At 63.5% G+C, this 26,722-nt stretch carries 21 protein-coding genes; 17 read left to right on the forward strand and 4 right to left on the reverse strand.

Translation table 11 applies throughout. The features are described from left to right. Positions 1-1,364: Ig-like domain-containing protein (locus QM609_RS05485; RefSeq protein WP_283337110.1), on the forward strand; the 1,364-nt coding region annotated here is incomplete at its 5' end. 10 nt (positions 1,365-1,374) lie between these two features. Here the strand turns inward: QM609_RS05485 and QM609_RS05490 are convergent. Then, positions 1,375-2,214, reverse strand: a complete 840-nt coding sequence (locus tag QM609_RS05490) for a hypothetical protein (protein WP_042921235.1) — start codon at positions 2,212-2,214, stop codon at positions 1,375-1,377. 93 nt (positions 2,215-2,307) lie between these two features. Here QM609_RS05490 and QM609_RS05495 point away from each other — a divergent pair, with 93 nt between their 5' ends. From QM609_RS05495 to QM609_RS05505, 3 genes are read left to right on the forward strand one after another with little or no spacing between them, the layout of a single operon-like run. Next, positions 2,308-3,063, forward strand: a complete 756-nt coding sequence (locus tag QM609_RS05495) for a lysophospholipid acyltransferase family protein (protein WP_042921233.1) — start codon at positions 2,308-2,310, stop codon at positions 3,061-3,063. Positions 3,064-3,066: 3 nt separating this feature from the next. Next, positions 3,067-3,801: a lysophospholipid acyltransferase family protein gene (locus QM609_RS05500; protein WP_042447599.1), complete on the forward strand. Its 735-nt coding sequence runs from the start codon at positions 3,067-3,069 to the stop codon at positions 3,799-3,801. Positions 3,802-3,854: 53 nt separating this feature from the next. Next, the gene (locus tag QM609_RS05505) at positions 3,855-4,676 is read left to right on the forward strand and encodes a Cof-type HAD-IIB family hydrolase (protein WP_037131235.1); all 822 of its coding nucleotides are present in this window, start codon (positions 3,855-3,857) and stop codon (positions 4,674-4,676) included. Positions 4,677-4,713: 37 nt separating this feature from the next. Here QM609_RS05505 and QM609_RS05510 read toward each other — a convergent pair whose 3' ends face one another. Beyond that, on the reverse strand, positions 4,714-6,687 hold the full coding sequence (locus QM609_RS05510) for an N-acetylmuramoyl-L-alanine amidase (protein ID WP_030535825.1): 1,974 nt from the start codon (positions 6,685-6,687) through the stop codon (positions 4,714-4,716). 331 nt (positions 6,688-7,018) lie between these two features. Between QM609_RS05510 and QM609_RS05515 the strand changes: the two genes are divergently transcribed. Next, on the forward strand, positions 7,019-8,581 hold the full coding sequence (locus tag QM609_RS05515) for a SpoIID/LytB domain-containing protein (RefSeq protein ID WP_047272751.1): 1,563 nt from the start codon (positions 7,019-7,021) through the stop codon (positions 8,579-8,581). A 102-nt stretch (positions 8,582-8,683) separates the two neighbouring features. Here the strand turns inward: QM609_RS05515 and QM609_RS05520 are convergent, their stop codons facing one another. Beyond that, complete coding sequence (locus QM609_RS05520) at positions 8,684-10,177, reverse strand: PucR family transcriptional regulator (protein ID WP_003943944.1); 1,494 nt, start codon at positions 10,175-10,177, stop codon at positions 8,684-8,686. Positions 10,178-10,348: 171 nt separating this feature from the next. Here QM609_RS05520 and QM609_RS05525 point away from each other — a divergent pair, with 171 nt between their 5' ends. The 5 genes from QM609_RS05525 (at position 10,349) to QM609_RS05545 (ending at position 15,692) form a co-directional block, all read left to right on the forward strand. Next, positions 10,349-11,752: an amino acid permease gene (locus tag QM609_RS05525; RefSeq protein ID WP_007731826.1), complete on the forward strand. Its 1,404-nt coding sequence runs from the start codon at positions 10,349-10,351 to the stop codon at positions 11,750-11,752. 90 nt (positions 11,753-11,842) lie between these two features. Further along, entirely contained in the window at positions 11,843-13,024 is a 1,182-nt protein-coding gene (locus tag QM609_RS05530; RefSeq protein ID WP_007731825.1) for a thiolase family protein, read from the forward strand. Between the two features lie 2 nt (positions 13,025-13,026). Further along, positions 13,027-14,178 (forward strand): acyl-CoA dehydrogenase family protein, encoded by a 1,152-nt coding sequence (locus QM609_RS05535; RefSeq protein WP_047272752.1) that lies wholly within the window; start codon positions 13,027-13,029, stop codon positions 14,176-14,178. A 110-nt stretch (positions 14,179-14,288) separates the two neighbouring features. Continuing rightward, positions 14,289-15,212, forward strand: a complete 924-nt coding sequence (locus QM609_RS05540) for an MBL fold metallo-hydrolase (protein ID WP_047272753.1) — start codon at positions 14,289-14,291, stop codon at positions 15,210-15,212. A 9-nt stretch (positions 15,213-15,221) separates the two neighbouring features. After that, positions 15,222-15,692, forward strand: a complete 471-nt coding sequence (locus QM609_RS05545) for a MarR family winged helix-turn-helix transcriptional regulator (RefSeq protein ID WP_052959981.1) — start codon at positions 15,222-15,224, stop codon at positions 15,690-15,692. Here QM609_RS05545 and QM609_RS05550 read toward each other — a convergent pair. Beyond that, positions 15,658-16,578: a VOC family protein gene (locus QM609_RS05550; RefSeq protein ID WP_052959982.1), complete on the reverse strand. Its 921-nt coding sequence runs from the start codon at positions 16,576-16,578 to the stop codon at positions 15,658-15,660. The two genes, QM609_RS05545 and QM609_RS05550, sit on opposite strands and share 35 nt — an antisense overlap. A 205-nt stretch (positions 16,579-16,783) precedes the next feature. Here QM609_RS05550 and glf point away from each other — a divergent pair, with 205 nt between their 5' ends. The 7 genes from glf (at position 16,784) to QM609_RS05585 (ending at position 26,699) form a co-directional block, all read left to right on the forward strand. After that, a complete protein-coding gene (glf, locus tag QM609_RS05555; protein WP_003943925.1) occupies positions 16,784-17,998 on the forward strand; it encodes a UDP-galactopyranose mutase in 1,215 nt (404 codons plus the stop codon). Then, positions 17,995-19,908, forward strand: coding sequence for a glycosyltransferase (locus QM609_RS05560; protein WP_003943981.1), 1,914 nt, complete (start codon positions 17,995-17,997; stop codon positions 19,906-19,908). Before glf ends, QM609_RS05560 begins: the two co-directional genes overlap by 4 nt. After that, positions 19,889-20,422 carry a phosphatase PAP2 family protein gene (locus tag QM609_RS05565; protein WP_003943893.1) on the forward strand — a complete coding sequence of 178 codons (534 nt, stop codon included), beginning with the start codon at positions 19,889-19,891 and terminating at the stop codon, positions 20,420-20,422. The genes QM609_RS05560 and QM609_RS05565 overlap by 20 nt, the downstream gene beginning before the upstream one ends. Then, positions 20,419-21,324: a decaprenyl-phosphate phosphoribosyltransferase gene (locus QM609_RS05570; protein ID WP_003943808.1), complete on the forward strand. Its 906-nt coding sequence runs from the start codon at positions 20,419-20,421 to the stop codon at positions 21,322-21,324. Before QM609_RS05565 ends, QM609_RS05570 begins: the two co-directional genes overlap by 4 nt. After that, complete coding sequence (locus tag QM609_RS05575; protein WP_047272754.1) at positions 21,302-23,221, forward strand: arabinofuranosyltransferase AftB family protein; 1,920 nt, start codon at positions 21,302-21,304, stop codon at positions 23,219-23,221. The genes QM609_RS05570 and QM609_RS05575 overlap by 23 nt, the downstream gene beginning before the upstream one ends. A gap of 331 nt (positions 23,222-23,552) precedes the next feature. Continuing rightward, positions 23,553-24,563: an alpha/beta hydrolase gene (locus tag QM609_RS05580; RefSeq protein WP_003943835.1), complete on the forward strand. Its 1,011-nt coding sequence runs from the start codon at positions 23,553-23,555 to the stop codon at positions 24,561-24,563. Between the two features lie 252 nt (positions 24,564-24,815). Beyond that, positions 24,816-26,699, forward strand: coding sequence for an alpha/beta hydrolase-fold protein (locus QM609_RS05585; protein ID WP_003943922.1), 1,884 nt, complete (start codon positions 24,816-24,818; stop codon positions 26,697-26,699). The last annotated feature ends 23 nt before the right edge of the window (positions 26,700-26,722 follow it).

The raw sequence follows: 26,722 nt of genomic DNA on the forward strand, positions 1-26,722 counted from the left end.
GTGTTGCGACGCTGTCGCATGCGTTCGATGCTGCTGGTGCTCAGAGTGTTACGGCTGACTTCACTGCCGGTGCAGGGTTTGTCAGCTCGTCGGCGCCTGCTCAGACGGTGACGGTGTCGGATCCGGCTCCGGTGGATGTGGTGACGACGACGTCGTTGTCGGTTCCCGCGACTGCCATCACGGGCACGGCTGTTGATCTGACCGCGACGGTTGCTCCGAACAATGCTGTCGGTACGGTGCAGTTCAAGTCGAATGGCACTGCGATCGGCACTCCGGTGGCAGTCACGTCGGGTGTTGCGACGCTGTCGCATGCGTTCGATGCTGCTGGTGCTCAGAGTGTTACGGCCAATTTCACCGCCGGTGCTGGCTTTGTGAGTTCGTCGGCGTCGGCTCAGACGGTGACCGTTTCTGATCCGGCTCCGGTGGATGTGGTGACGACGACGTCGCTGTCGGTTCCGGCTACGGCGGTTACGGGTGCGGCTGTTGATCTGACGGCGACGGTTGCTCCGAGCAACGCTGTGGGTTCGGTGCAGTTCAAGTCGAACGGTGCGGCGATCGGTTCCCCGGTCACGGTGTCCGGTGGTACCGCGACCCTCTCACATTCCTTCGATGCCGCTGGCGCGCAGAGCATTACCGCGGATTTCACCGCTGGTGCCGGATTCAAAAACTCGGTTGCGAGTGCGAAGTCAGTTCAGGTCAGTGTTGCCGACCAGGAATCCGTCGTCGAACTGAATATTCCGACCGACGCCAAAACTGGTGTGGCGACCGACTTGTGGGCAACCGTCCGAACGTCGTCGGATGATGCTGTCGGCGTCGGAACCGTGCAGTTCTACGACGGTGGCGTCGCGATCGGCGGTCCTGAAGCGGTTACGGCCGGCGCTGCGGGCCTGACGCATTCGTTTACCTCTGCGGGTGCGCACAGCATCACTGCGGTCTATTCGGGAGGAGCCGGTGTAGTCGGATCCTCGGCCCAGGCGCGGACGGTGAATGTAACGGACCCTGCGCCTTCGGATGTCACCACGGAGACTGTGGTGACGGTGCCTGGTGATGCCGTGGTGAACAAGTCGGTGACCCTGTCGGCGACTGTCAGTTCGGTGCAGAACGGTGGAACGGTGCAGTTCATGGATGGGGATACTCCGATCGGTGACGCTGTGGCAGTGGTCAACGGGATCGCGGCGCTGAACCACACCTTCACCACAACTGGCACGCATTCGATTTCGGCAATCTACAGTGGCGCAGCCGGATTCACAGGCTCCACCTCGGCGGCCCACGCAATTCAGGTCAAGGCTGCAACCGGTGGTGGCACGGGCAGCCTCGGTTCAGGCAGCGCTGGCTCGAGCGATTTCCTTCCCTTCGGTTCCTGACCGAAGCAGTTCAGGTCGCGGCCCCGAGGCAATATCCCTCGGGGCCGATCGACAGGGTGAACTGCATCGAGCGCGAGTTACCGGTTCCGTCGCTGACGGGCAGGGTGACACGGACGTAGTCGCCGCGAACCGGAGTGACTGTTGCAGCGTCGGCGTCGAAAGACTTGATACCGGCCAGCTGATTCGGATCGAGCTTGAGAGGCGGCTGGCCGGTGGCGCCGGTGCCGTCCGGATCCCACGGGCTGTTGCCGGGGCAGATCAGTGGATAGAACGTCTCGACGTCGCGGGTATTGACCGGCCGTCCCGTGGCGCGTGAGAGAAACCTGACGACGGCGTGGGAAGCGTCGGCCGCGGTGTAGAAGTTTGATTGCCCCGCAGGGAAGACGAACGGGCACGCATAGCCGGAAGCGATCTCCGAGCGCTTGGCGGCGACGGAGAGTCCGCCGCCGCTCCAGGTGACCGCGTACTGGCCGTCGACGCCTGGTGCGGCGATGGCCGTCAAGATGGCGGGAACATCCGAGTATCGGTCGGCGATCGTTGTGGGCGGCATCGTCCAGCATGCGTTCGTGAGCGCGTCCACGTCCAAGGACACCAGGTCCGTTGCCCAAGCTGCCAAGGCCGGCGCAGCAGCCGGATTGCCGGGCACGTCACCAACCGGAGGTGGCGCGACCGGCGCAGCGGGCGCAATTGTCGTCGTGGGTGCGAGAGTGGTTGTCGTCGTGGTTTCAGTCGTCGGCGGAGACGGTTCGTCCGTCAGGATTCCCGTCCGTCCGTCGTCCTCACATGCGGTTATCGCCAACGTCATGGCGAGTGCGACTGCCCCCACTGCCGCTCGTCCTGCCGACTTCATTCGTTCGTACGCCCCTTTTGCGACATTCTGACCAACATCCACCCCAGAACTGCTGCGGGTCAGATCACGGATTCCCGTCTACGCTAGCGAACTGTGGATCCCGTTTACAGAACAGTCATCGGCATCGCCCGTACCGTCTTCGCTTTCGAGGGCCTGAAGTTCTCCGTCAAGGGAGAGCAGAACATCCCGGCGTCCGGTGGCGCCGTGATCGCGATCAACCACACCGGGTACATGGACTTCACGTATGCGGGACTGCCGGCACGGACCCCGAAGCGCTACATCCGGTTCATGGCCAAGAAAGAGGTCTTCGACAACAAGATCTCCGGACCGATCATGCGGGCCCTCAAGCACATCCCGGTCGACCGCGGCGCGGGCGCCGACTCCTACAAGGCGGCCGTAGATTTCCTGAAGCGCGGCGAATTGGTGGGCGTGTACCCCGAAGCCACGATCAGTCGGAGCTTCGAGATCAAGGAATTCAAGTCCGGCGCCGCCCGCATGGCGATCGAGGCGGGCGTCCCGATCGTTCCCGTCGTCATCTGGGGCGCTCAGCGCGTGTGGACGAAGGGTTATCCGAAGCGTTTGGGCCGCACCAACACTCCCATCTCCATTGCCGTCGGCGAGCCGATTGCACCTTTCGAGCCGGCGAGTGAGCTGACGGCGAAGCTGCGGTCGACGATGCAGGAGTTGCTGCTCGATCTGCAGAAGAGCTACGACCATCCCGCCGGCGAGTACTGGGTGCCGGCCCGCCTCGGTGGCAGCGCGCCGACGCTCGAGCAGGCCGACAAGATGGATGCCGATGAGGCCGAGGCGAAAGCCAAGGCTCGCGAGGCGCGGAAGTCCGAAGGCTGACCGATGTCCTTCGAACCCGTTTACACCGCTGTCGAGGTAGTCGCGCGTGGTTTGAGCGGTTTCCAGGGCGTGAAAGTCACCCGCACCGGGACGGAACACGTCCCGGTGTCCGGCGGTGCCGTCATCGCGATCAACCACACGAGCTACCTTGATTTCATACCGGCGGCCCTGGCGGTCGGTACCGCGAAACGCAAGCTCAGGGTGATGGCAAAGGCCGAGTTGGCGGACAACAAGGTCCTCGGCGTCCTCATGCGTGGATGCGGCGTCATCGAAGTCGATCGCTCTGCCGGAGCGCAGGCGTATCGAGCCGGAGTCGACGCCCTGAAACGGGGCGAACTGGTGGGCGTCTACCCGGAGGCGACGATCAGCCGGAGCTTCGAGATCAAGGAAATGAAATCCGGAGCAGCTCGGATGGCCATCGACGCCGGCGTACCGATAATTCCGCTGATCGTCTGGGGCGCCCAGCGGATCGTCACCAAGGGCGGACCGAAAAATCTGGGCCGCAATCATTTCCCGATCTCGGTGGAGGTGGGTGCACCGATCGATCCGGTCGAGCCCGCCGAAGCGCTGAGCGAGATCCTGCGCATCGAGATGGATGCGATCCTGCGCCACGTTCAGGACGGGTTCGTGCACGAGCCCGGGGCGTACTGGGTGCCTCGTCGACTCGGCGGTGGCGCACCGACGCCGGAGGAAGCTGCGGCCATGGACGCACAGGAACGCGCGAAGCGGGCGCGCTGAGCGAGACCGTCGTACCGGGCAGGCACAATGGCGGTGTGAGCCCAGACCGTCGTATCAGCCCTGACCGCCCAACCTTGGTTGCGACCGATGTCGACGGCACCCTCATCGATCACGACGAGTTGGTCAGTGCCCGCACCCGCGCCGCCGTGCATGCCGTCGTCGAATCCGGCACGCCGTTCCTGCTGGCAACCGGGCGTCCTCCGCGATGGATTTCGCCCGTCGTCGAGGGCTTGGGATACGCGCCACTCGCCGTGTGCGCCAACGGAGCCGTTGTGTACGACAGCTACGCCGACCGTGTCCTCAGCGCCGCGACCTTGTCGGTCGACGCACTCACCGAACTCTCCGAGCTGGCACTGGTTGCCCTCCCGGGCGCAGGTTTGGCCGCGGAACGGGTGGGGGAGAGCGCACATGACGCCGCCACCCCACAGTTCGTCAGCTCACCGGACTACGAACATGCCTGGCTCAACCCGGACAACACCGAGATGTCCGAGGACGAAGTGCTTGCGGCGCCGGCCGTCAAACTCCTGATTCGCCGTCCAGGCATGACCAGCACGGCGATGTACGACACGCTCGCTCCGCACGTCGGTGCGCTCGCCGACATGACGTACTCCACCGAGAACGGACTGATCGAACTCTCGGCGCCGGGCATCACGAAGGCGTCGGGCCTGGTTGCTGCCGCGGAGAGGTTCGGCTTCGACCTGTCGGGTCTGGTGGCCTTCGGGGACATGCCCAACGACATCCCGATGCTGGGGATGGCTCGACTCGGCGTTGCCATGGGCAACGCTCACCCCGAAGCCAAAGCCGCAGCCGACGAGGTCACCGACACCAATTCGGCACACGGGGTTGCAAAAGTCCTCGAGCGCTGGTGGTCGTAGAACCCACCAGCGCCCGAGGACGTGTCTTGCTCGAGTGTCAGCCGACAGGCGCGCTGTTGGCCATTTCCTGGGCAAAGGTCTCGTTGTAGGTCTTGAGGACCTTCGTGACCATGCCGGTGATCTGGTTGAAGATCAGCGAACCGTTCTCGAAGTCGCTTCGCAGGCCGTCCGGGATCGAGTACTCGTCCGAGATCGGCAATCCCAGTTCACCCGCGTCGGAACCGAAACTCTGCCACGACTTGAAGATCTCGCCGAGCACGGTGAACACTCCGCCGTTCGGCGAGGTGTAGACAGCGCCGTTCTGGAACAGCGCACCCTGGTTGCCGAGCTTCGCCTGCAGAATTCCGGACAGTGCCTGGCCGAGGCGTCCGATCTCGCCACCTTCGGCGATCCACTTCTGCGCGAGCGGTGAATTGTCGGTGATCTGCAGAATCTGTGTGACCAGATCCGGGATCGACGAACCGGTGCCACCGGTGACCGTGTCGACAGGAGTGGTCGGCTTGGGCGCAGGCGTCGACGGATTGGAAGGGTTCGAGGGGTTCAACGTTCCCCCGATGTTCGCGGCCGCGATGTTCCGGATGTCGTTCATGTGTGCGTATGCGGCATCACCCGGGCACGCGGTGTTTCCGACGTCGCGGTGGGCGAAGATGATCGGCAGATCGACTGCTGCGCCCTGCGGGTACGGCGTGAACTCGGTGCCCTCGGAGTACATCGTCGTTCGGCCCTTGGGATCGAGTCCGGCCATGCCGAGCTTCCAACCGAGGAACTTGCCGACGGCGTTGAGCGTCGCCTGCGAAGGCTCGACGGTGGAGTAGTCGCCCATCATCGCGATACCGGTGGTGTTCTCGTTGAATCCACCCGCGTGTGCACCCTGAACTGCCTTGTCGAGTCCGCCTGCGCGGCCTTCGAAGGTCTGACCGTACTTGTCGACGAGGACGTTGTATCCGACGTCGCACCAGCCGAGCGTCTGTGCGTGGTAGGCGTAGATCGAGCGGACGATGCCGGCCGATTCGGCCTTCGTGTAGTTGTTGCTACCTGCGGTGTGGTGAACGGTCGCGCCACCGATGAAGTCGTCGTAGGTGGGGGAGTCGCAGCGAAGTGACTCGTCTGCTCCCCACTGAGCGCGGGTGATGACGGACGGTCCGCTGCCGCCGAGCGGCGCTGCGACGGCCTGCAGATTGCTGTCTGCCTCGCTGGCACCCGGGTCGATCAACACGGCGGTGACGGCATCTGCTGCCGTCGTCACCTGGCGAAGCGGCTTGGACACCGAAGCGGGTGTGTACCCGAGTTCGCCGGTGGCTGCGGGTGCTTCAGCGGGGGCAGCTTCCGGAGCGGGCGCGGGGGCAGCTTCCGGAGTCGGGGCCGGCACAACCTCGGCTGCGGGAGCAGCGGCACCCTGCGGCGTGAGGATCTGGATGGACTTGGTGGCGCCGACGAAGACCGGTTCGGTGGCGGTACCGGAGTTGGTGGCCTGATCCGAGCTGGCGGAGTCGATGGCGTCAGGGGTGAACCACGGGCCCCAGGTGCCGTCTTCGGCCAGGGCGCGGACCTTGGACTGCGCCGAGGCGATGGTGTCCGAGGTCAACGCGACCATGCTGAACGGAGTGTCGCGGGTGACTTCCTTGACCACGGCACCTGGCTCTTCCTCGGAAGGAACCGGAGCGGTTTCGGTCGGGGCGCCGGGAGCAGCGGGTGCCGGGAACAGCTCGGTCGGCAGCGTGATCCCGGGAGGTAGCGGGATTTCGGTCGGGAGCTTGAGGTTTCTCAGATCACCGAGGTTGATGTCGGGGAGATCGAGACCGGTCAGCTCCTTGACCGGAATGATGATGTCGGGCACCGACGCGAGGAGCACCTCTGCGATCTGGGTCGGCACTGCTACTGACGTCGTCTCGTTCGCGGAACGTACATCGGACGTAGTGCTCGTGAAGCCGTAGACCGCAAAAGGACTTGCGACAGCCACTGCGGCTACAGCCCCGAGTACGAGCGAGGGCTTCGGTCGACGGTGTGGCAAGGGATTACTCCTCGGTTGTAGTTACTTGCGAGCGAACTTCAGGGCCGATGACGGCCGTGAACGGAATCCTTCAAAACCGGATCCGAGCAGGTCGGATGCCATGTTCTGGGGTTGAACTCCAGTTTTCGGACGCGTACGTCTGCAACTCGTGATGCTGATGTGACTCGTGTGACTGGTGTTGCTAACTCCAAACACTCTTGCCACACTAGTCACAAAAGTCCATAACGCTCAACCTTAGGGTGAGACTTTAGTTAAATCGTTGTGGACTGGCCTGCGCGCGAAGTACCGACTTCGCGGACTCGTGAGGCCGGTAGCGATGAGGAGAGCATTGATGGCGAGAAGCGGAAGAAGCGGAACTGCAGGTAAGAAGCCTGTGTCCGGTCGCGCAGGTCGCTTTCTGGTGGGCGGACCCGGGAGGCGAACCTCGCTGATGCGGATCTCGGTCCTCGGTCTCGTTCCGGCTCTTGCGCTCGGCGTCGCGATCGGAGGTTTCACGCAAATCCGCGCTGACGAGCCGTCGATCCTGCACGCCGTCGCTGCCGACACGCAATTCACGCTCTCCGGGCACGGCAACGGACATGGCCGTGGAATGGGCCAGTGGGGCGCTTACGGCTACGCCAAGAACGACGGCTGGTCCGGCGAGCGAATCCTCAGTCACTACTACGGGGGAACCGTCCTGGACTCGATGCCGCCTGCCCAGATGAGTGTGCGGCTCACGGCCCAGGACAACTCGACGCTCGACGTCTACTCCGACGCCGGCCTCGTGGTCAACGGTCAGCGCACCGCGCCCGGCGAGGCTGCCCATCTCACTGCACTGCCCGGTGGCGGTGCGCAGGTAGTGGTCACCAGCGGGTGTGGTGGCGGGGTTGTCTGGGAAGCGGTCACCGACCATCCGTGGGTGGACCCGGTGGACCTCGGTCCTGATCGACCCGCCGACCAGTTCCTGAAGCTGTGCAACAACGACGCGCCCTATCGAGGCGCCCTCGGCGTAGTGCTCGACAACGGCTCGGCTCGGACAGTCAATCTCCTCGACATGGAGGACTACCTGCTCGGCGTGGTGCCGGTCGAAGCGAAGGCCGAATGGGCCGATTCCGGTGGGGCCGAAGCGCTACGGGCGCAAGCCGTGGCAGCACGCTCGTACGCTGCGACCGAGCATCGCAGCTCGTACGCCGACACCTGCGACACTCAGGACTGCCAGGTCTACGGCGGAGCGGGCAAGGAAGATCCCCGCACCACCGAAGCCGTCCGGTCCACCGCCGGCGCCGTTCTGTCGCGTGACGGCAAGATCGTTGCCACCGAATTCTCCTCGTCCACAGGAGGTTACAGCTCCGGCGGTGAATTCCCGGCCGTCGAGGATCTCGGTGACGCCCTTTCTCCGAATCATGACTGGACAGTGAATCTGACCGCAGGGCAGATTGCGGACGCCTTCGATGTGGGTGAGCTGCAATCGCTCAAGATTCTCTCGCGCAACGGATTCGGTACCGACGGCGGGCGAGTGACGGCAGTCGAGGTAGTCGGAACAGATGCAACTGTTGGCGCCACCGGAATTCAGTTCCGTCAGAAACTCGGCCTGAAATCCGACTGGTTCACCATCGGTGACGGTGCGGGTGTGGTAGTGGCACCGAATTCGGAATCGACAGTGCCGGAATCCAATTCGCCATCCGACGATCCATCGGGTACGGTTACGGAGACGCAGATCGAGAAGAAGTATCGGGAGCTCGGCGGTGAAAGCGGCTCTCTCGGTGCTCCTGCCGGCCCGGAGATGCAGTTGCCCTCCGAAGCAGGCACTTTCCGTGTCTACGAAAACGGAACCATCATCTGGACAAAGGTTTTGGGCGCGCAGGTAGTTGATGCCAACGTGCTCCGCGAGTGGATACCGACGGGCGGAAGCTAGGGGAAGGTCGGTCGGTAGCGACTCGCACGTATCGACTCTGAAGGGTCTCTGCCGTAACCCGGCGGAGGCCCTTCAGGTCGTTCAGGGTTCGTTGGTTGTCGGTCAGATGGTCGGGGCGTCGCCGAGCAGGCGGTACTCGAGCCACAACTCCGCACGTTCCGTGGGGGAGCCGAGGTCGAGCTGGAGAAGGCTCTCGATCCGAGCGAGTCTGCTGCGCAACGTATGCCGATGAATATTCAGCGCTGTGGCTGCGGCGTCGCCCACCCCGTTGTGTGCCAACCACATGGCCAAGGTCCGGTAGAGATCGCTACCGCCCTTCGCTTCCAGAAGCGGGCGCAAGTGTGCCGCCGCGAATGCCGTCGAGCGATCCTGGTCGAGAAATGCGGACAATCCGCTCTCCGAGAGTTCGGCGAACCGCATCGAAGGCAGGTTGCGGGCACCCGCCTCGGCTGCTGCTTGCGCGGCTTGGCGTCTGGCGCGCGAGAGATCGTCCCACCACAGCATGTCCGACACGCCGACGGTGACGTCGATTTCGTTGACACGGGCGAGGATTCGCCCGCTGTCGGTAGCCGAGACGACGGCAATCAGTGCACCGTCGGTGATGCCGAACGCCAGATCGCGGCTGAGACCATCGAGCAGTGAGACGGACACGCTCTCGAGCAGGCCACTCGGGCCCGCTACGTGGAAGACCTGGAAAGGCTCGACCGGAAATCCTCCCCACAGTTCCCCGGAGATGTTGCGGGCGAGCGCATTCTGTCCCTCGAACAGCTGATGCATCGCAACGGTACGAAGGTGGTTCATCGTCAGCTGTGCGTCTCGGGTTCGAGCCGTCATCAACGTGAGCAGAGACGCGGCTGCGATGACGATGCCCTGATTCAGTGAACCGACGGCGCCGGGGCAGCCGGCGACGAGGTACCCCATCAGCTTTCCCCTCGACGTCAGCAGCGGATGGGAGATGACGTCCTCGTTCTCACTCGTGAGGAAACTGACTTCCATCGGGCGGGCGTCGCGCTCGGGGGCAGTTCGCTCGATTCCGGCGGCCGCGGCGGTGTGTGAGATCTCGACGGTATGTCCGGCCGAGTCCAGCAGAGCCGCCCATCCGCCGATCAATTCCGCCACCCGTCGTACGACTGCCCGGGTGCCGTTGACCGTCACCGCAGCTTGAAGCAGTCGCCGCAGGCTCTGGTAATTGCTGCGCAGCGCTTTCATGTCGTCGTCGGATTGCGCCTTCGACACCGCTTTGGTCAGGGCGATGAAAGGTGTTCGCAATGGGACGTCGAGAAGGGGCACACTGAAACGGGTGGCCGCATCCACCAGAGTCTGTGGCGCCTGCTCGTATCCGAGGCCGGTTCCGAAACCGATTCCGGCAATTCCGGCCGCCACCAGGGTCCGTACGAATCGGGTCGTTTCCGCGGCCGTCGTCGGTAGTGACACCCCGGTGATGAGTAGTAGTTCACCGCCGTCGAGGAAGGGCGTCGGGTCGGGAAGTTCGGAGACATGTGCCCAGGTCAGGGTGCGATCGAGCTGGTCGTGCCCAGCCAGGACGCGAAGGCCGAACTGTTCGGTCGCACAAAGCTGGCGGAGCGTGATGGGCATGAGTCCAGTCTGACACCTCGAACTTGCCACTTTGTAGTGCCTGCGGTCACGTTTGTACAAAGTGGAGCCTGACGCGAGCTTGCCGAAGGTCCGACACTGGCGCTATCGAAAATGCGCTCCGGATAGAGCGCCACCGAGATCCACGTTCCGAACAGCCCACAAGGAGTACTGATGTCCAGTACAGACCAGCCGGCACTTCAGCACACGCTGAAGAAGCGGCATCTGTCGATGATTGCGATCGCAGGCGTCATCGGCGCCGGACTGTTCGTCGGCTCCGGTGTGGCGATCCAGGAGACGGGACCCGGTGTCCTGATTTCCTACGCGCTTGCCGGCGTCGTCGTCATCCTCGTGATGCGCATGCTCGGTGAGATGTCGGCAGCGTCGCCGGAAACCGGCTCGTTCTCCTCGTACGCCGACAAGGCCATCGGCCGCTGGGCGGGCTTCTCGATCGGCTGGCTGTACGCGTGGTTCTGGATCATCGTGCTCGGTATCGAGGCCACCGCCGGTGCCCTCATCATGAATCGCTGGGTCCCCGGCGTTCCCCAGTGGACCTGGGCATTGATTCTGATGATCGTGCTGACGCTGACCAACATCATCTCGGTCAAGTCGTTCGGCGAGTTCGAGTTCTGGTTCGCCTCCATCAAGGTCGTCGCCATCATCGCGTTCCTCGGCATGGGCATCGTGGCGATCTGCGGATGGATGCCCGGCGTCGAAGCACCCGGAATGACAAACCTGACCGGTCACGGCGGCTTCCTGCCGAACGGAACAGGAGCGATGCTCGCCGCAGTCCTCGTGGTCGTGTTCTCGTTCTTCGGGGCCGAAATCGCCACGATCGCCGCCGGTGAATCGGCCAACCCGCTCGAAGCTGTTCGCGCAGCCGTCAAATCCGTCGTCTGGCGAATTCTCATCTTCTACATCGGCTCGATCGCGGTGGTCGTCACCCTGCTTCCCTGGGACAGCGCGTCGGTTGCACTCAGCCCGTACGTCGCCGTCATGGACTCCTACGGCATTCCGGCCGCGGGCAACATCATGGACGTCGTCGTCCTCACGTCGGTTCTGTCCTGCCTCAACTCGGGTCTCTACACCGCGAGCCGCATGATCTTCTCCCTCGCCGGCCGCGGCGACGCCCCCAAGTCGCTCTCACGTATCGAGAAGACCGGCGTCCCGATGCGCGCTGTCCTGGTCTCGACGATCGTCGGCTTCCTGACCGTCGGCATGAACTACCTCTCCCCGGACAAGGTCTTCCTGTTCCTGGTCAACTCCTCCGGTGCGATCGCGCTGTTCGTCTGGCTGGTCATCTCGGTGTCCCAGCTGCGCACCCGCCGCAAGCTCGAAGCTTCGGGCCAGGAGCTGGAACTCAAGATGTGGTTCTTCCCGTACCTGACCTACGCCACGATCGCCGCCATCATCGCGCTCTGCATCGGCATGCTCACCCTGGACTCGACGCGCAGCCAGATGATCGTGTCCCTGGGACTTGCAGCGATCCTCGTGGGTATCGGGCTCTACCGCTACCGGAACCACAAAGACACCGACGCCGAGGTCGTGCCCGTCGCCGAGAGCGCTCCCACACCCTGACACCAACGTCCCCATCTGCGAGATACTTCGATGTCCTAGTATCGGCCACGGACAGAGAAATCGACGTGAGCACAGCAGATGGGGACAATCATGACCACACCCGAACCGATCGTCATCGTCGACGGGGCCAGGACCCCCGTCGGTAGCTTCGGCGGCGTCTTCAAGGACGTACCCGCACACGAGCTGGGCGCCGCAGCAGCCAAGGCCGCGCTGAGCCGCGCCGGCGTTGCGCCAGAAGACATCGACGAGGTCGTCATGGGCTGCATCGGCCAGGTCGGCCCGGACGCCTACAACGCACGCCGCGTCGGCATCGCCGCCGGACTGCCCGAGAACGTCCCCGCCTACACCGTCAACCGCCTCTGTGGCAGCGGCCTGCAGGCTGTGTGGTCTGCGGCGATGCAGATGCGATGGGGCGCAGCTGCCATCACGCTCGCCGGCGGTGACGAGAGCATGTCTCGCATGCCCTTCTACGACTTCGCCGCCCGCTCGGGCTACAAGCTCGGCGATCGCAGCCTCGTCGACGGCACCGTCGCGATGCTCACCGACCCGTTCAGCAAGGCTCACATGGGCCGCACTGCCGAAGCCGTCGCCCGTAAGTACGGCGTCAGTCGCGAGCAGCAGGACGAGTTCGCCGTCGAATCTCAGCGCCGCGCCGCTACCGACGCAGCGAAGGCGGCATTCGCCGAGGAAATCACTCCCGTCGAGACCGGTGGTCGGCGCTCCGTCACCGTCACCGAGGACGAGCATCCCAAGCCCGGAACCACCGTCGAAACCCTCGCCAAGCTGCGCCCCGCATTCGAAGAGGGCGGATCCGTCACCGCCGGTAACGCGTCGGGCATCAACGACGGCGCCGGCGCACTCGTCCTCGCGACGGGCACCGAGGCAGCCAAGCGCGGTCTCACCGGACTGGTCACGCTCGAAACCGTCACGACGGCAGCCATGGAGCCCGGCCTGATGGGCTACGCTCCCGTGCTCGCTCTCGAAAAGCTCTTTGCACAAACAGGATTGAAGCCTTCCGACATCGGCACCGCCGAGGTCAACGAGGCGTTCGCTTCGCAGGCCATCGCCGTCATCCGTGACAGTGGCCTGGATCCGGAGAAGACCAACCCGTACGGCGGAGCGATCGCCCTCGGACACCCGGTCGGCGCCACCGGAGCCATCCTGACCCTGCGTGCCGCACGCGACATGGTCCGCCGCGACCTCGAATTCGGCATCGTCACCATGTGCATCGGCGGCGGTCAGGCACTCGCTGCCCTGCTGAAGCGGGTCTGATCATGGCGACCAAGCGCAAGCCGTCGTGGCACGACGACGAGATCACCGCAGTAGCCGAACTGGCCCGTGGTTTCTTCGATCGTGAACTGATCGCCAAGCGTGAGCAGTGGGACGCTCAGCATCGCGTCGACCGGTCCGTGTGGCTCGAAGCCGGCAAGCTCGGCCTGCTGTGCTGCTCGATTCCCGAGGAATACGGCGGGGGCGGTGGAACTTTCGCGCACGATCTCGCTGTCTTCGAGGCGCAGGGCTACTGCGGTGACTATGCGCTCGGTAACTCCGTGCACAGTGGCATCGTCGCCCACTACGTGCTCGAGTACGGAAGCGAAGAGCAGAAGAAGGCCTGGCTGCCAGGTATGGCGACAGGCGAAATCCTCGGCGCCATCGGAATGACCGAGCCCGGAACAGGTTCCGACCTCAAGGCCATCACGACGTCCGCTATCCGCGACGGTGACTACTACGTCGTGAACGGGTCGAAGACCTTCATCACCAACGGCGGCAGCGCCGACATGATCGTGCTCGCCGTCAAGACCGACCCCAAGGCGGGCGCCAAGGGTGTCTCGCTCCTGATCGTGGATCTTCGTGACTGCGAAGGCTTTGCGGTCGGCCGCGTGCTCGACAAGGTCGGGCAGCACGGCGCCGATACGTCGGAGCTGTCCTTCACCGACGTTCGCGTTCCCGTCTCGAACCTCCTCGGTGAGTCCGAGGGGCTCGGCTTCGGTCAGTTGATGGCGCAGCTGGTGCAGGAACGCCTCATCATCGGCGCGCAGGCCATCGGCACCATCGAGCGTGCAGTCGAGGAGACCGTCGCATACACCAAGGCGCGTCAAGCGTTCGGGCACAGCCTCTTCGAGTTCCAGAACACCGCCTTCGAGCTGGCCGAGTGCCAGACGATCGCACGCACCTGCCGTGTCTTCCTCGACAACTGCATCGAGGATCACCTCAACGGCGAGCTGGACGGCGCAGACGCCGCGATGGTCAAGTACTGGCTCACCGAGCAGCAATGCGCCGTCGTCGACCGGTGCGTGCAGCTCTACGGCGGATACGGCTACATGCGTGAGTACCCGATCGCGCGCATGTACGAGGACTCCCGCGTCCAGAAGATCTACGCCGGCGCCAACGAAGTGATGAAGGGCATCATCGCGAAGAGTCTTTGATCACCGGCGTCGAAAACCATTGACACCGACCAGGCACCCACCGAGCATTTCGGTGGGTGCCTTTGTGTGTGCCTACAAGCGGTATCGAGCTGTTCGGAAGGCAATCACTGATGAGCTTCACCATCGACGTCGGATCGGCGCGCGTCACCCAACTGACGGAGCTGGCGCACTGGCCGTTTCCGCCGCGAGAGCTTTTTCCGCACGCGGGTGATGCGGAGATCGAGGACACGTCGGCGCGGCTGACACCGGAGTTCTTCGACGCGGATAGCGGTGACCTCGTACTTGCCATCCACACCTACCTGGTGGAGATCGGCGGCAAGGCCGTCGTCGTCGACACCGGCAACGGAAACAGCAAGCACCGGCCGAACCTCTTGCCGCATCACATGTTCGGCACCGACTACCTCTCACGCTTCGCAGCCACCGGTGTGTCCGTCGACGACGTCGATCTGGTGGTCAGCACACATCTGCACCCTGACCACTGTGGCTGGAACACCGCCCTCGACGCCGAAACCTGGCGGCCTACCTTCCCCCGCGCGACCTACATTTTCGATCGCACCGAACTGGCCGCGCTCGAACAACTCGCCGCCGACGGTCCACACGAAGGAGTGGTCTCGGATCTGGCGCAGACCTTCGAGGACAGCGTCCGTCCCGTTCTCGACGGGGCGAAGTGGGAGGCGGTCGACGACGGCCACGTCCTGGTCGAGTCCGAAGGCACACGCGTCGTCGTTCGCAGCGCGCCCGGCCACACGCCGGGCCATATCGTGATCGAGATTCGCACTGCCGACGGCGGCGCCGTCATCTCCGGCGATGTGATCCACCATCCGATCCAGTTTCTGTACCCGGACCTCAGCCAGGGCGGCGACGCGGATCCCGAGATCGCCAGGGTCACCCGCCGCGAACTTCTCGAACGCTGCGCGTCGGAGGGACTCCTTCTACTTCCCGCACACTTTCCGGTCGACGAACCGATCACGGTTCGGTTAAACGAGGACGATCGCCCGATGGCACCTTCGATATATGTTGCGAGGCCTGCATAGAATGAGCCAATGCCTGCGACCGAATCGACGCCATCGCTCTCCGGCAGGCCGCTTTCGAGTCGGATCGGATACGGCTTGGTCAAAGCCGCACTCCGCGTGAGGCAGTCGTACGCGGAGGCTTTGTCTCGCGTCGGACTGCTGCCCAATCATCACGCCATTCTCAGCACACTCGATGAACTCGGCCCATGCCATCAAAAGGAGCTTGCTTCCCGAGTGGTGGTCGACCCCGGTGACATCGTTGCCTATCTCGACAGTCTGCAGGAGTCGGGATACGTTGTGCGCGAACGTGATCAATCTGATCGGCGTAGGCAGGTCGTTTCGATCACGGACTCCGGAGTAGCGAAGTTGATCGAGGGTGATGCGGCCCTCGACGGCGTCGAGCAAGAGGTCTTCGAGTCGTTGACCGATCAGGAACGTGAGACATTGACGGTCGTATCCGCCAAGCTCACGGGGCCGACGGCGCGGCCGTCAGAGGCCTGATGATTCCGGGTACTCTTTTGCTCGTCTCGGCTGGACGCTTGTGGCCCCAGTAACTCGGTTGGTTGTAAGTTCTTGCCACCCAACTCAGATCGTCAACGGTGAGTCCACCGAACCCGTACTCGATCTGCAGACCGGACGGGCTGCCGATGTAGATCGACGTCATCAGGTCATTGGTGTGGCGCCCCAGCGTTTGCATGACCTCGGTGTCGTGGCTGTCGAGAAGATCGATCAGGCGTCCGAGATCATCCATGCATTCGACTTCGAGCATGAGGTGGTTGAATCCGACGTGGCCGGGATATTCGGCCAGTGCAAGTGAATGATGACGTCCGTTGACGTGATAGAAGCGCACGGTGAATTGGTCGTTGGTGATCCGGTCCGATAGTCGGAAACCCAGCACATCCACGTAAAACTTGTTGGCTTCCTCGATATTCGGTACCTGTAAAACGATGTGGCCCAGGCCTTGATCTCCGGTCACGAATCCGCCGCGCATGACACGACCCGGTGTGAACGACAGTGGTGTCGATGCCTTTCCCCACGAAATCTCGTGTCGAGTTCCCCATGGGTCGGTGAACCACACGAGTTCGGCGACTTGCCGCTCGGCGAGCAGGTCGGGATTGCCGTCGTGCAGCGTGATGCCGCTCCGGTCGAGGTGCGCGGCAAACGAGTGAAGATCGGTTTCATTGGCCATTGCCCAACCGGCGTACAGGAATTCGTCTACCTTGCCGGGGTGGACGGCAATTCGATAGTTGACGTCGTCTACTGCGAGCCGGATTGCGCCATCCGGTCCGTCTGGTGACAGTTTCGCGCCCAGAAGTCCGGTTCCGTACTTTCTCCAGTCGTCAGCCCTGGGTGACGCGACTCCGATATACGACAGTTCCTGGATCACGATGATCTCCCTCGAATGCACTTGGTGGTTACTGTTCCCAAAATATAAGCAGTGCAACCAATGGTTGGCAAGACAATCGTTGGTTTTGCCAAGCAATTTGTGAGTGGCAGCCGCCAGCGATGCTGAAATCAGGAAACGAGGGCCATAGTCCCTGGTGACGCATCCAACCCTCGGCTTCCGAACAGGTCCGATACCCTGGTTCATCGTGACCGCTGCAAATTCAGAGACCGTCCGTGCCCAGTACGACCTGATCGTCGTCGGTTCGGGATTCTTCGGGCTGACCATCGCCGAGCGTGCCGCTACCCAGCTGGGTAAGCGCGTGCTGGTGTTGGATCGCCGTCACCACCTTGGGGGGAACGCATACTCGGAGGCTGAGCCGGAGACCGGCATCGAGGTCCACAAGTACGGTGCCCACCTGTTCCACACCTCCAACAAGAAGGTCTGGGACTACGTCACTCAGTTCACGGAGTTCACGAACTACCAGCACCGCGTCTTCGCGCTGCACAAGGGGCAGGCGTATCAGTTCCCGATGGGACTCGGTCTCGTGTCGCAGTTCTTCGGTCGGTACTTCACTCCCGAAGAAGCACGCGCCCTCATCGCCGAACAGTCCAGCGAGATCGATTCGAAGGACGCCTCCAACCTCGAAGAGAAGGCGATCTCCCTGATCGGGCGCCCGCTCTACGAAGCATTTGTGCGTGACTACACGGCTAAGCAGTGGCAGACCGACCCCACCGAGTTGCCCGCGGCGAACATCAGCCGCCTGCCGGTCCGCTACAACTTCGACAATCGCTACTTCAACGACACGTACGAGGGCCTGCCCGTCGACGGATATACGGCGTGGCTCGAGAACATGGCGAAGGATCCGAAGATCGAGGTCCGCCTCGACACCGATTACTTCGACGTCCGCGACGAACTGCGCACCGCCAGCCCCGACGCACCCGTCATCTACACGGGCCCGCTCGACCGCTACTTCGACTACTCCGAAGGTGCACTGGGATGGCGCACCCTCGATTTCGAGACCGAGGTTCTGCCCACCGGAGACTTCCAGGGCACCCCGGTCATGAACTACAACGACGCCGACGTGCCGTTCACCCGAATCCACGAGTTCCGTCACTTCCATCCGGAGCGCGAGTACCCGACCGACAAGACCGTCATCATGCGTGAGTTCTCACGTGCCGCGGAGGCGAAGGACGAGCCGTACTACCCGATCAACACTCCGGAGGATCGTGAGAAGCTCTCCGCGTACCGCTCACGCGCCAAGAAGGAGACCGCGGAGAACAAGGTCCTCTTCGGTGGGCGTCTCGGCACCTACCAGTACCTGGACATGCACATGGCGATCGCCAGCGCGCTGACGATGTTCGAGAACACCCTGCGCCCGCATCTCGAAACGGGTGCGGAATTGGCAGGGGAGAGCGAATGAACGCACGTCATCTACTCGAAGGCGAAGATGCCGTCACCGGCGACGAGGTGACCTACCTCGGCAAGTCCCTGCTCTCTCGGATCATCCTTCCCCGCGCCGGCGAACCTCTCGACGTCCGCACGCTGTACTTGGAGGAAGCTTCGACCAACAGTCGTCGGGCTCACTCCACCTCAAGGACGTCCGTCGCGCTCGGTGCCGAGACCGAGGTCTCGTTCGCCACGTACTTCAACGCGTTCCCCGCCAGCTACTGGCGTCGATGGTCCATCCTGAAATCTGTGGTCCTTCGACTCGAACTGTCCGGACACGGCCGCGTGGATGTCTACCGTTCCAAGGCGGACTCCTCGCGAATTCACGTGGAAGGCAAGGAATTTGCCGACGGTGATGCCGCGGTCGAACTCGAGGTGGAGCTGGCACCGTTCGAGGACGGCGGCTGGATCTGGTTCGACATCACCACCGATACGGCCGTAGTCGTCGAGAGCGGCGGCTGGTACGCGCCCGTCGAGGCTCCCGGCGAAGCGACGGTCGCCGTTGGTATTCCGACGTTCAATCGCCCGACCGACGCGGTCAAGGCGCTGGCTGCGTTGTCCTCGGATCCGCTGGTGTCGGACGTGATCAAGGCCGTCATCATGCCGGATCAGGGCACTCGTAAGGTGCGTGACGAGCCCGGGTTCGCCGAAGCTGCTGCAGCACTTGGTGATCGGCTCGCCATTCACGATCAGGGCAACCTCGGTGGCTCCGGCGGATACAGCCGAATCATGTACGAGGCGCTCAAGACCACGCAGTGCCAGCACATCCTGTTCATGGACGACGACATCGAGATCGAACCCGACTCGATCCTTCGTGCGCTTGCTTTCTCGCGCTTCGCGAAGTCGCCGATGCTGGTGGGTGGGCAGATGCTCAACCTTCAGGAACGTAGCCACCTTCACGTGATGGGTGAAGTGGTCAACCGCGGGATCTTCATGTGGTCTGCCGCGCCGAACGTCGAATACGACCACGACTTCTCCAAGAATTCGCTGCGAGATTCGAAACTGCTGCACCGTCGCATCGACGTCGACTTCAACGGTTGGTGGATGTGCATGATCCCGCGCCAGGTCGCGGAAGAGCTCAAGCAGCCGCTGCCACTGTTCATCAAGTGGGACGACTGCGAATACGGTTTGCGCGCAAAGGAAGCCGGATACCCGACCGTCACGTTGCCTGGTGCCGCGATCTGGCACATGGCGTGGAGCGACAAGGACGACGCCATCGACTGGCAGGCGTACTTCCACCTCCGTAACCGTCTGGTGGTGGCCGCGCTCCACATGCCGGGCAACGGGCGCGGCCTTGTCGTCAACACGGTGAAGGCGACTCTCAAGCACCTGCTGTGCCTCGAGTACTCCACCGTCGCGATCCAGAACAAGGCCATCGCGGACTTCCTTGCCGGACCGGAACACGTCGCGAACATGCTGCCCACCGCACTCGGTGAGGTCCATGCCCAGCGCAAGGAGTACCCCGACGCCGTCGTGGTGCCCTCGGCAACCGCACTACCGCTGCCCTCCGGCGCCGAGGTCGGGGACGTCAGCGCGCCGACCAACCCCGTCGCCAAGATCGTCCGCGTCGGCAAGGCCGTGGTACACAACCTCAAGCCTGCGCACCCTGAGCATCACGAGCGTCCTCAGCTCAACGTGCCGACCATCGACGCCAGGTGGTACCTGCTCTCGCAGGTCGACGGCGTCACCGTCACCACCGCCGACGGCCGCGGCGTCGTCTACCGCAAGCGCAACCCCAAGCAGGCACTCGAACTGCTCAAGGAAGCCATGCGTTTGCGCCGCGAACTCGCCGCGCGTTTCCCTGAGCTCAAGAAGCAGTACCAGGACGCCGTTCCTTCACTGACCAGCACGGAAAGGTGGGAACGTGTCTTCGGCATCTCCTGAAGTACAGATTCTGGCCGGAATTCAATCGACCGTCGGGCAGCTGCCGGGAGCCGTCAAGGTCGCCCGCGGTATGTCTCACTTCGGTGAGCACTCCCTCGGGTGGATCGCGATCGCTGCCGTCGGAGCTGCTGTGGACAAGCCGCGTCGACGGGAATGGGCCGGAGCAGCCGTCGGAGCATTCGGTGCACACGCCGCCTCCGTGGTGATCAAACGAGTGGTCAGGCGCAAGCGACCTTCCGATCCTTCGGTGCAGGTCAACGTCTCGACACCGAGCAAGCTCAGCTTCCCGTCATCACACGCGACGTCGACGACGGCGGCGGCTGTGCTGATCGGTCGGCTCACCGGGCTACCCTTACCGGCGTTGCTGGTGCCCCCGATGATGCTCTCGCGTCTGGTCCTGGGAGTTCACTACCCGACCGACGTACTCGCCGGAGCGGCACTGGGAGCCGCATCCGCGGCGGTAGTTCGCCGGGTCGAAGAAGCCAGAGCCGAACAGAAATGTGGAGATAAATGAGCGAGGAACCGGCTACGGTCAGCGGACCCCCGAAGTCCCTGCCCGCCGGCATCGTCAAGGCGCTTCGCCCACGTCAGTGGGTCAAGAACGTCCTTGTGCTGGCAGCGCCCATCGCGGCCGGAACCGCCACCGAAGCCGACGTGCTGTTGCCCGTCGCGCTGGCGTTCGTCGTGTTCTGTATGGCGGCATCAGGCATCTATCTCGTCAACGACGCGATGGATGTCGAAGCCGACCGTGCTCACCCCACGAAGCGATTCCGTCCCATCGCGGCCGGCGTTCTACCCGTCAACATCGCCTACGGCATGGCAGTCGTGCTGCTTGCCGGTGCGATCGGGCTGTCCTTCCTGGCCAACTGGCAACTCGCCGTGGTCATGGGCGTGTACATCGTCATCCAGCTCGCCTACTGCTTCGGTCTCAAGCATCAGGCCGTCATCGACATCTGCATCGTCTCGTCCGGCTTCCTGCTTCGAGCGATCGCCGGTGGCGTTGCCGCCGAGATCGATCTCTCGCAGTGGTTCCTGCTGATGATGGCGTTCGGCTCACTCTTCATGGCGGCAGGCAAGCGCTACGCCGAACTGCAGTTGGCCGAGAAGACCGGCGCGAAGATCCGTAAGTCCCTCGAGAGCTACACGATGACGTACCTGCGTTTCGTGTGGACGATGGCAGCGACGACGCTGGTCCTCTGCTACGGACTGTGGGCGTTCCAGCAGGACGCCATCAAGGGCACCAACTGGTACGCCATCTCGATGGTGCCGTTCACCATCGCGGTGCTGCGATACGCGGTGGACGTCGACGGCGGCGAAGCCGGAGAGCCTGAGGAGATCGCGCTCGGTGACCGGGTGCTGCAACTCCTCGCGATTGCGTGGATCGGAGTAGTGGGTGTCGCTGTCTACCTCGTCTGAGCCACGCACCGAGGCCGACCCGCACGTCGACACTGCGGCGAATCGCACCACCCTCAGTCGAGGAGTTTTTCTCGGCGGGGTGGTGCTTGCTGCTGCCCTCATGTTCTGGGGGGCGTGGGAGCGTCGCTGGATCGCCGACGACGGACTCATCGTCTTGCGAACCGTCCGCAACCTGCTCGCGGGGAACGGCCCGGTCTTCAATGCGGGTGAGCGTGTCGAGGCGAACACGAGTACCGCGTGGACGTACATCGTCTACGCGTTCAGCTGGCTCACGCAGATCCGCCTCGAATACGTCGTTCTGACGATCGCGCTCGTGCTATCGACTGCTGCCGTCGTGCTGGCGATGCTCGGCACCGGTCGTCTGTACCGCGGCGTTCGGCCGTCGGCGGGCGGAACGATCCTGCTGGTACCGGCGGGTGTTCTCGTCTACATCGCGGTTCCGCCTGCGCGAGATTTCGCCACTTCCGGGCTCGAGACTTGCTTGGTGATCTTCTGGATCGCGCTCCTGTGGCTACTGCTCGTTCGGTGGGCGCAGGCGTCGACGCCGTCCACGGCGTCGATCCTGACTCTCTCGTTCGTGGCCGGACTCGGACCATTGGTTCGACCCGAGATGGCGATTCCCGGTGCTGCCGCGTTGATGATGATCGTTCTCTCCGCAGGCCTGACCTGGAAGATTCGCACATTGATCGTCGTCGTCGCCGGACTTGTCCCGGTGGCCTATCAGGTCTGGCGAATGGGCTATTACGCCTTGCCGTACCCGAACACCGCGGTGTCGAAGGACGCCGGTGGCGCGAAGTGGGCGCAGGGATTTGCGTACCTGTGGAACCTGGTCGGGCCGTACCTGCTCTGGTTGCCGTTGCTGTTCCTGCTCATCGGTGCGCTGCTGCTCGTGTGGCGAAGCCGAGCGGACACACCTACCGCTACCGCAGATCAACCCGCACGCCCGCTGTGGCAGCGCTTTCAGCAGTTTCTGCGCACGCCGCGGGCGATTGTCACCTTCATTCTCGGCAGTGGGCTGATCCTCGGGATCTACTCTCTGCGCGTCGGCGGCGACTTCATGCACGGCCGCGTCCTGTTGCCGGTGCTGTTCTGCCTGCTCATCCCGGTGGCGGTCATTCCGTTGCGGGTGCCGGCGCGGGCAGCGTTCGGAAGTAATCGCGACACCGCGATCTTCGGAGTCTCGGCGGTGCTGTGGATCGGCACGATCATCTGGGCCTTCTTCGCCGCGAACACGACGGGTATGCCCGAAGGATCCGTGGTGGGTCGCTCGGGAATCGTCGACGAGCGAGCGTTCTACGCACTCAACACCGGTCACAAGCATCCGATCCTGGCCGAGGACTACCTCGACTATCCGCGAATGCGTGCCATGGTCGAGACCATCGCGCGGACTCCGGAGGGTGGGCTGCTGCTGCCGTCCGCGAGCTACGACTCCTGGTTCGTCGTCCCACCACCCGGACCGATCGACGAGCCGGCCGAGCACGTCGTCTTCTTCCTCAACCTCGGAATGACGAGCATGAACGTCGGCCTCGACGTTCGGGTGCTCGATCAGATGGGGCTGGCGTATCCCCTGGCAGCTCACACCGAGCGACTCGAGGACGGCCGGATCGGGCACGACAAGAATCTCTATCCGGACTGGGTGGTCGCGGACACGGGAATGATCGACGTTCGACCGTGGCTGCCGTTCTTCCTCGACGAAGACTGGGTTGCGGACGCAAAGCTGGCCATCACCTGCCCGGAAACGCAGGAGTTGCTCACGTCGTACCGCTCCGAGCTGACCTGGGCCAGATTCAAACAGAACTTCCAGCAGGCATTCGACTTCGCGAAGTACCGATTCGACCGGGTTCCCGCCTACGAATTGGAACGCTGCGGTCTCGTTCCACCGGATTCACCCAGGTGATGTGATCAGCATCACCGACTGTTGAGGGTTTGAATATTTCGATTCAGTAACACCGAATTGATTGGCCACGATGTACTCGAAGACGATTCACCTAACCTGAATCACCCCCGAGGGGTGATGACGGTGTTGCTCGCGGACTGGGACGTAACGGTCCACCTATTTGTCACAGCTGAACCTGTGACATAAAGTCCAGCGAGCGCAGTGTGACTTGGAAGAGGTCCGCTGCCGACCCGAACTCGTTCGGGCTGGCAGAAAAGCCTGTTCCCCGACGGAATCCGCCGGAACCACTCCACCGAGTGGGTTCCGCAGACGAAGAGAGAGAGCAGTATCCATGCGTTTTGCCAGAAAGAGGCTGACCCAGCGCCTCAAGCACCGAGCGTTGGCCATCGGTGCCGCAGCACTTGTGCTCCCCCTTGCTGCAGGAGTTGCCGGTAGTGCTGTCGCCTCTGCTGCGCCTGCGCACACTGCTCCCAGCCACACCGCCCCCTCCGGCGGATACGACGAGCTGTGGGTGCCCTCCTCGATGGGCAACATCAAGGTCCAGGTCCAGTGGGCCGCTCGCGGCGGAAACGCTGCCCTTTACCTCCTCGACGGCCTGCGTGCGCGTAACGACGCCAACGCGTGGAGCTTCGAGACCAATGCGAAGGACCAGTACCGCAACGACAACATCACCCTCGTGATGCCCGTCGGCGGCGAGTCCAGCTTCTACAGCGACTGGTATGCACCGTCGAACTTCAACGGCCAGCAGATCACGTACAAGTGGGAAACCTTCCTCACCGAAGAACTGCCCAACTTCCTCGCGAACTACGGCGTCTCGCCCACCAACAACGCGGTCCTCGGCCTCTCGATGGGTGGCAGCGCTGCTCTGACGCTGGCTGCTTACCACCGTGACCAGTTCAAGTTCGCCGGCTCGCTGTCGGGCTACCTGAACATCTCGGCTCCGGGCATGCGCGAGGCAATCCGCGTCGCAATGCTCGATGCCGGTCGCTTCAACGTCGACTCCATGTGGGGACCGCCGTGGAGCCCGTCCTGGCTGCGCAACGACCCGTTCGTCTTCGCACCGCGTCTGCAGGGCCTGTCGATGTACATCTCGTCGGCAAGCGGCCTGCCCGGTGAATACGACCACCCGCGCGCACCGATCGACTACTACAACACGGCTAACGGCATGGGCCTCGAGGCTCTCGCCCTGGTCAACACCCGTGCATTCCAGATCCGCATGAACTCGCTGGGTATCCCGGCCACCTACAGCTTCCCGTCCAACGGCACGCACTCGTGGCCGTACTGGTCGGCAGAGCTGTGGAAGGCTCGCGGCCAGATCCTCGACACCATGAACGCTTGGTGATCGTGCGCGATCCCGTGACCTAGTCACTTCACCAGTGCCGTTCCGGACTCCTCGAAGGAGAACCGGGACGGCACTTGTGTATTCAGGTGCTGCACAAGCGCCCGATGTCAGTAACAATTGCACCACCAGTAACAGCGCGGCTACCCCAAGCGGGGATCGTTTGCGTGTAGAAATAGTTTCAACGGGGGTCTGGCTGCTCAGGCGGCCACACGATCGACGCGCGGACCGAACGTAAGGAAAGAGAGTGAGCTCATGCGAGTAGGCCTTGCCACGGAGGACCGTCGCCGGTCCCGGGCAACCTTCCGGACAAAGGTCGTCGGCGCACTGGCAGCGATGCTGGTTCTGCCGATCGCCGCGGGCTTGACGACGGCCGGAACCGCGGCAGCCGCGCCGGCACCTGCTCAGGCCGCACCGGCCGCCACCCAGAACCCCACCGGAGCAGCGGTCACGAAGGTCGACTGGCTCAGCGAGCGTCGCGTCGCGCTGTGGGTGAACTCTCCCGCGATGGGCACCCCGATTCAGGTGCAGATCCTCTTGGCCCGCGATTGGAACGTCAATCCGTCGGCCAGCTTCCCCTCGGTCTGGATGCTCGACGGTCTTCGCGCGACCGACAACGAGAACGCCTGGACCTACGAGACCGACGCCGAGTCCTTCTACGCGGACAAGAACGTCAACGTCATCCTCCCGGTCGGCGGTCAGTCCAGCTTCTACTCCGACTGGCTCCAGCCCGACAACGGCAAGAACTACCAGTGGGAGACGTTCCTGACCAAGGAACTGCCCCCCATCCTCGAAAAGGACTGGCGGACCACGCAGACACGCGGTGTCGTCGGACTGTCGATGGGCGGCACGTCCGCCATGTTCCTCACGGCGCGCAACCCCGGCTTCTTCAAGTTCGCCGCTTCGCTCTCCGGCATCCTCACCACCACCTCGCTCGGCATGCCTCAGGCAATCCAGTTCGCGATGACCGACGCCGGTGGATACAACTCCGCCGCGATGTGGGGACCGCCGTCCAACCCGCAGTGGGCTGCACACGATCCGTACGCGCTCGCCGAGAAGCTCAAGGGCGTCAGCCTGTACGTCTCGAGTGGTAGCGGTACGACCGGCCCGTACGACCAGCCGTCGGGAATTCCCGGCGTGAGCACCAACTACGCAGGCATGGGCCTCGAGATCCTCGCTCGCCTGACCTCGCAGACCTTCGCGACCAAGCTCAACCAGCTCGGAATCCCCGCGCAGGTCAACTACCGCCCGTCCGGAACCCACTCGTGGCCGTACTGGCAGTTCGAGCTTCATCAGCTGTGGCCGCAGTTGGCCAACGCCATCGGCGTCGAGGTCGAGAAGCCGGCTTGCGGCACTTCGGGTGAGATCGGTGCGACGGCCGCAGCCAACGGCTGGATCGGTGACTGCATCACCCCCGAGTACAGCGTCGCGGGTGGCCTGGCACAGGACTTCCGCAACGGTCGCATCTACTTCACCAGTGGAACGGGCGCCCAGCCCGTCGCCGGTCGTATCGCCGGCGCGTACATGAACACCGGAGCAGCGGCCGGCCCGCTCGGCTTCCCGCGTACCCCCGAACTCGGTACCCCCGACGGACGCGGACGCTTCAACCACTTCCAGAACGGCTCCATCTACTGGACCCCGCAGACCGGCGCTCACCCCGTCAGCGGCGACATCCTCGCCGAGTGGTCCGCACAGGGTTGGGAAGGTGGCCCGCTCGGCTACCCGACTGCCGACGAGATCGCGACCCCCGGCAAGCCGGGCAAGGTCCAGGGATTCGAGATCGGCGCAATGTACAGCAGCGCCAACGGAACTCACGCGGTTCTCGGAATGATCATGGGCAAGTACGGCGAACTCGGCTGGGAAAACGGCTGGCTCGGATTCCCGAAGTCGAACGAGGTTCCGATCAAGGACAACGGACGCTTCACCGAGTTCGAGGGCGGCAACATCTACTGGAGCCCCGGCACCGGTGCATGGTCCGTCGAGAACGGTCCGCTGTTCGACGGTTGGAAGAGCGTCGGATACGAAGGTGGACGACTCGGATTCCCGATCAGTGACAAGTTCGACATTCCCGGTGGTGTCCAGCAGAACTTCCAGTTCGGCTACATCACGGTGATCGGTGACAAGACAGAAGTTCACTAACTCACAGTGGTGCACGACGGGCG

Source organism: Rhodococcus sp. IEGM 1302 (assembly GCF_030056935.1).
GTDB classification, from domain to species: domain Bacteria; phylum Actinomycetota; class Actinomycetes; order Mycobacteriales; family Mycobacteriaceae; genus Rhodococcus_F; species Rhodococcus_F qingshengii.

What these genes read in the sequence shown, in the direction of transcription:
- QM609_RS05525 (WP_007731826.1), top strand. Translation starts at nt 10,349, where the DNA reads ATGTCCAGTACAGACCAGCCGGCACTTCAGCACACGCTGAAGAAGCGG.
- QM609_RS05530 (WP_007731825.1), top strand. Translation starts at nt 11,843, where the DNA reads ATGACCACACCCGAACCGATCGTCATCGTCGACGGGGCCAGGACCCCC.
- QM609_RS05545 (WP_052959981.1), top strand. Translation starts at nt 15,222, where the DNA reads ATGCCTGCGACCGAATCGACGCCATCGCTCTCCGGCAGGCCGCTTTCG.
- QM609_RS05520 (WP_003943944.1), bottom strand. Translation starts at nt 10,177, where the DNA reads ATGCCCATCACGCTCCGCCAGCTTTGTGCGACCGAACAGTTCGGCCTT.
- QM609_RS05535 (WP_047272752.1), top strand. Translation starts at nt 13,027, where the DNA reads ATGGCGACCAAGCGCAAGCCGTCGTGGCACGACGACGAGATCACCGCA.
- QM609_RS05580 (WP_003943835.1), top strand. Translation starts at nt 23,553, where the DNA reads ATGCGTTTTGCCAGAAAGAGGCTGACCCAGCGCCTCAAGCACCGAGCG.
- QM609_RS05500 (WP_042447599.1), top strand. Translation starts at nt 3,067, where the DNA reads ATGTCCTTCGAACCCGTTTACACCGCTGTCGAGGTAGTCGCGCGTGGT.
- QM609_RS05585 (WP_003943922.1), top strand. Translation starts at nt 24,816, where the DNA reads ATGCGAGTAGGCCTTGCCACGGAGGACCGTCGCCGGTCCCGGGCAACC.
- QM609_RS05515 (WP_047272751.1), top strand. Translation starts at nt 7,019, where the DNA reads ATGGCGAGAAGCGGAAGAAGCGGAACTGCAGGTAAGAAGCCTGTGTCC.
- QM609_RS05560 (WP_003943981.1), top strand. Translation starts at nt 17,995, where the DNA reads ATGAACGCACGTCATCTACTCGAAGGCGAAGATGCCGTCACCGGCGAC.
- QM609_RS05540 (WP_047272753.1), top strand. Translation starts at nt 14,289, where the DNA reads ATGAGCTTCACCATCGACGTCGGATCGGCGCGCGTCACCCAACTGACG.
- QM609_RS05570 (WP_003943808.1), top strand. Translation starts at nt 20,419, where the DNA reads ATGAGCGAGGAACCGGCTACGGTCAGCGGACCCCCGAAGTCCCTGCCC.
- QM609_RS05490 (WP_042921235.1), bottom strand. Translation starts at nt 2,214, where the DNA reads ATGAAGTCGGCAGGACGAGCGGCAGTGGGGGCAGTCGCACTCGCCATG.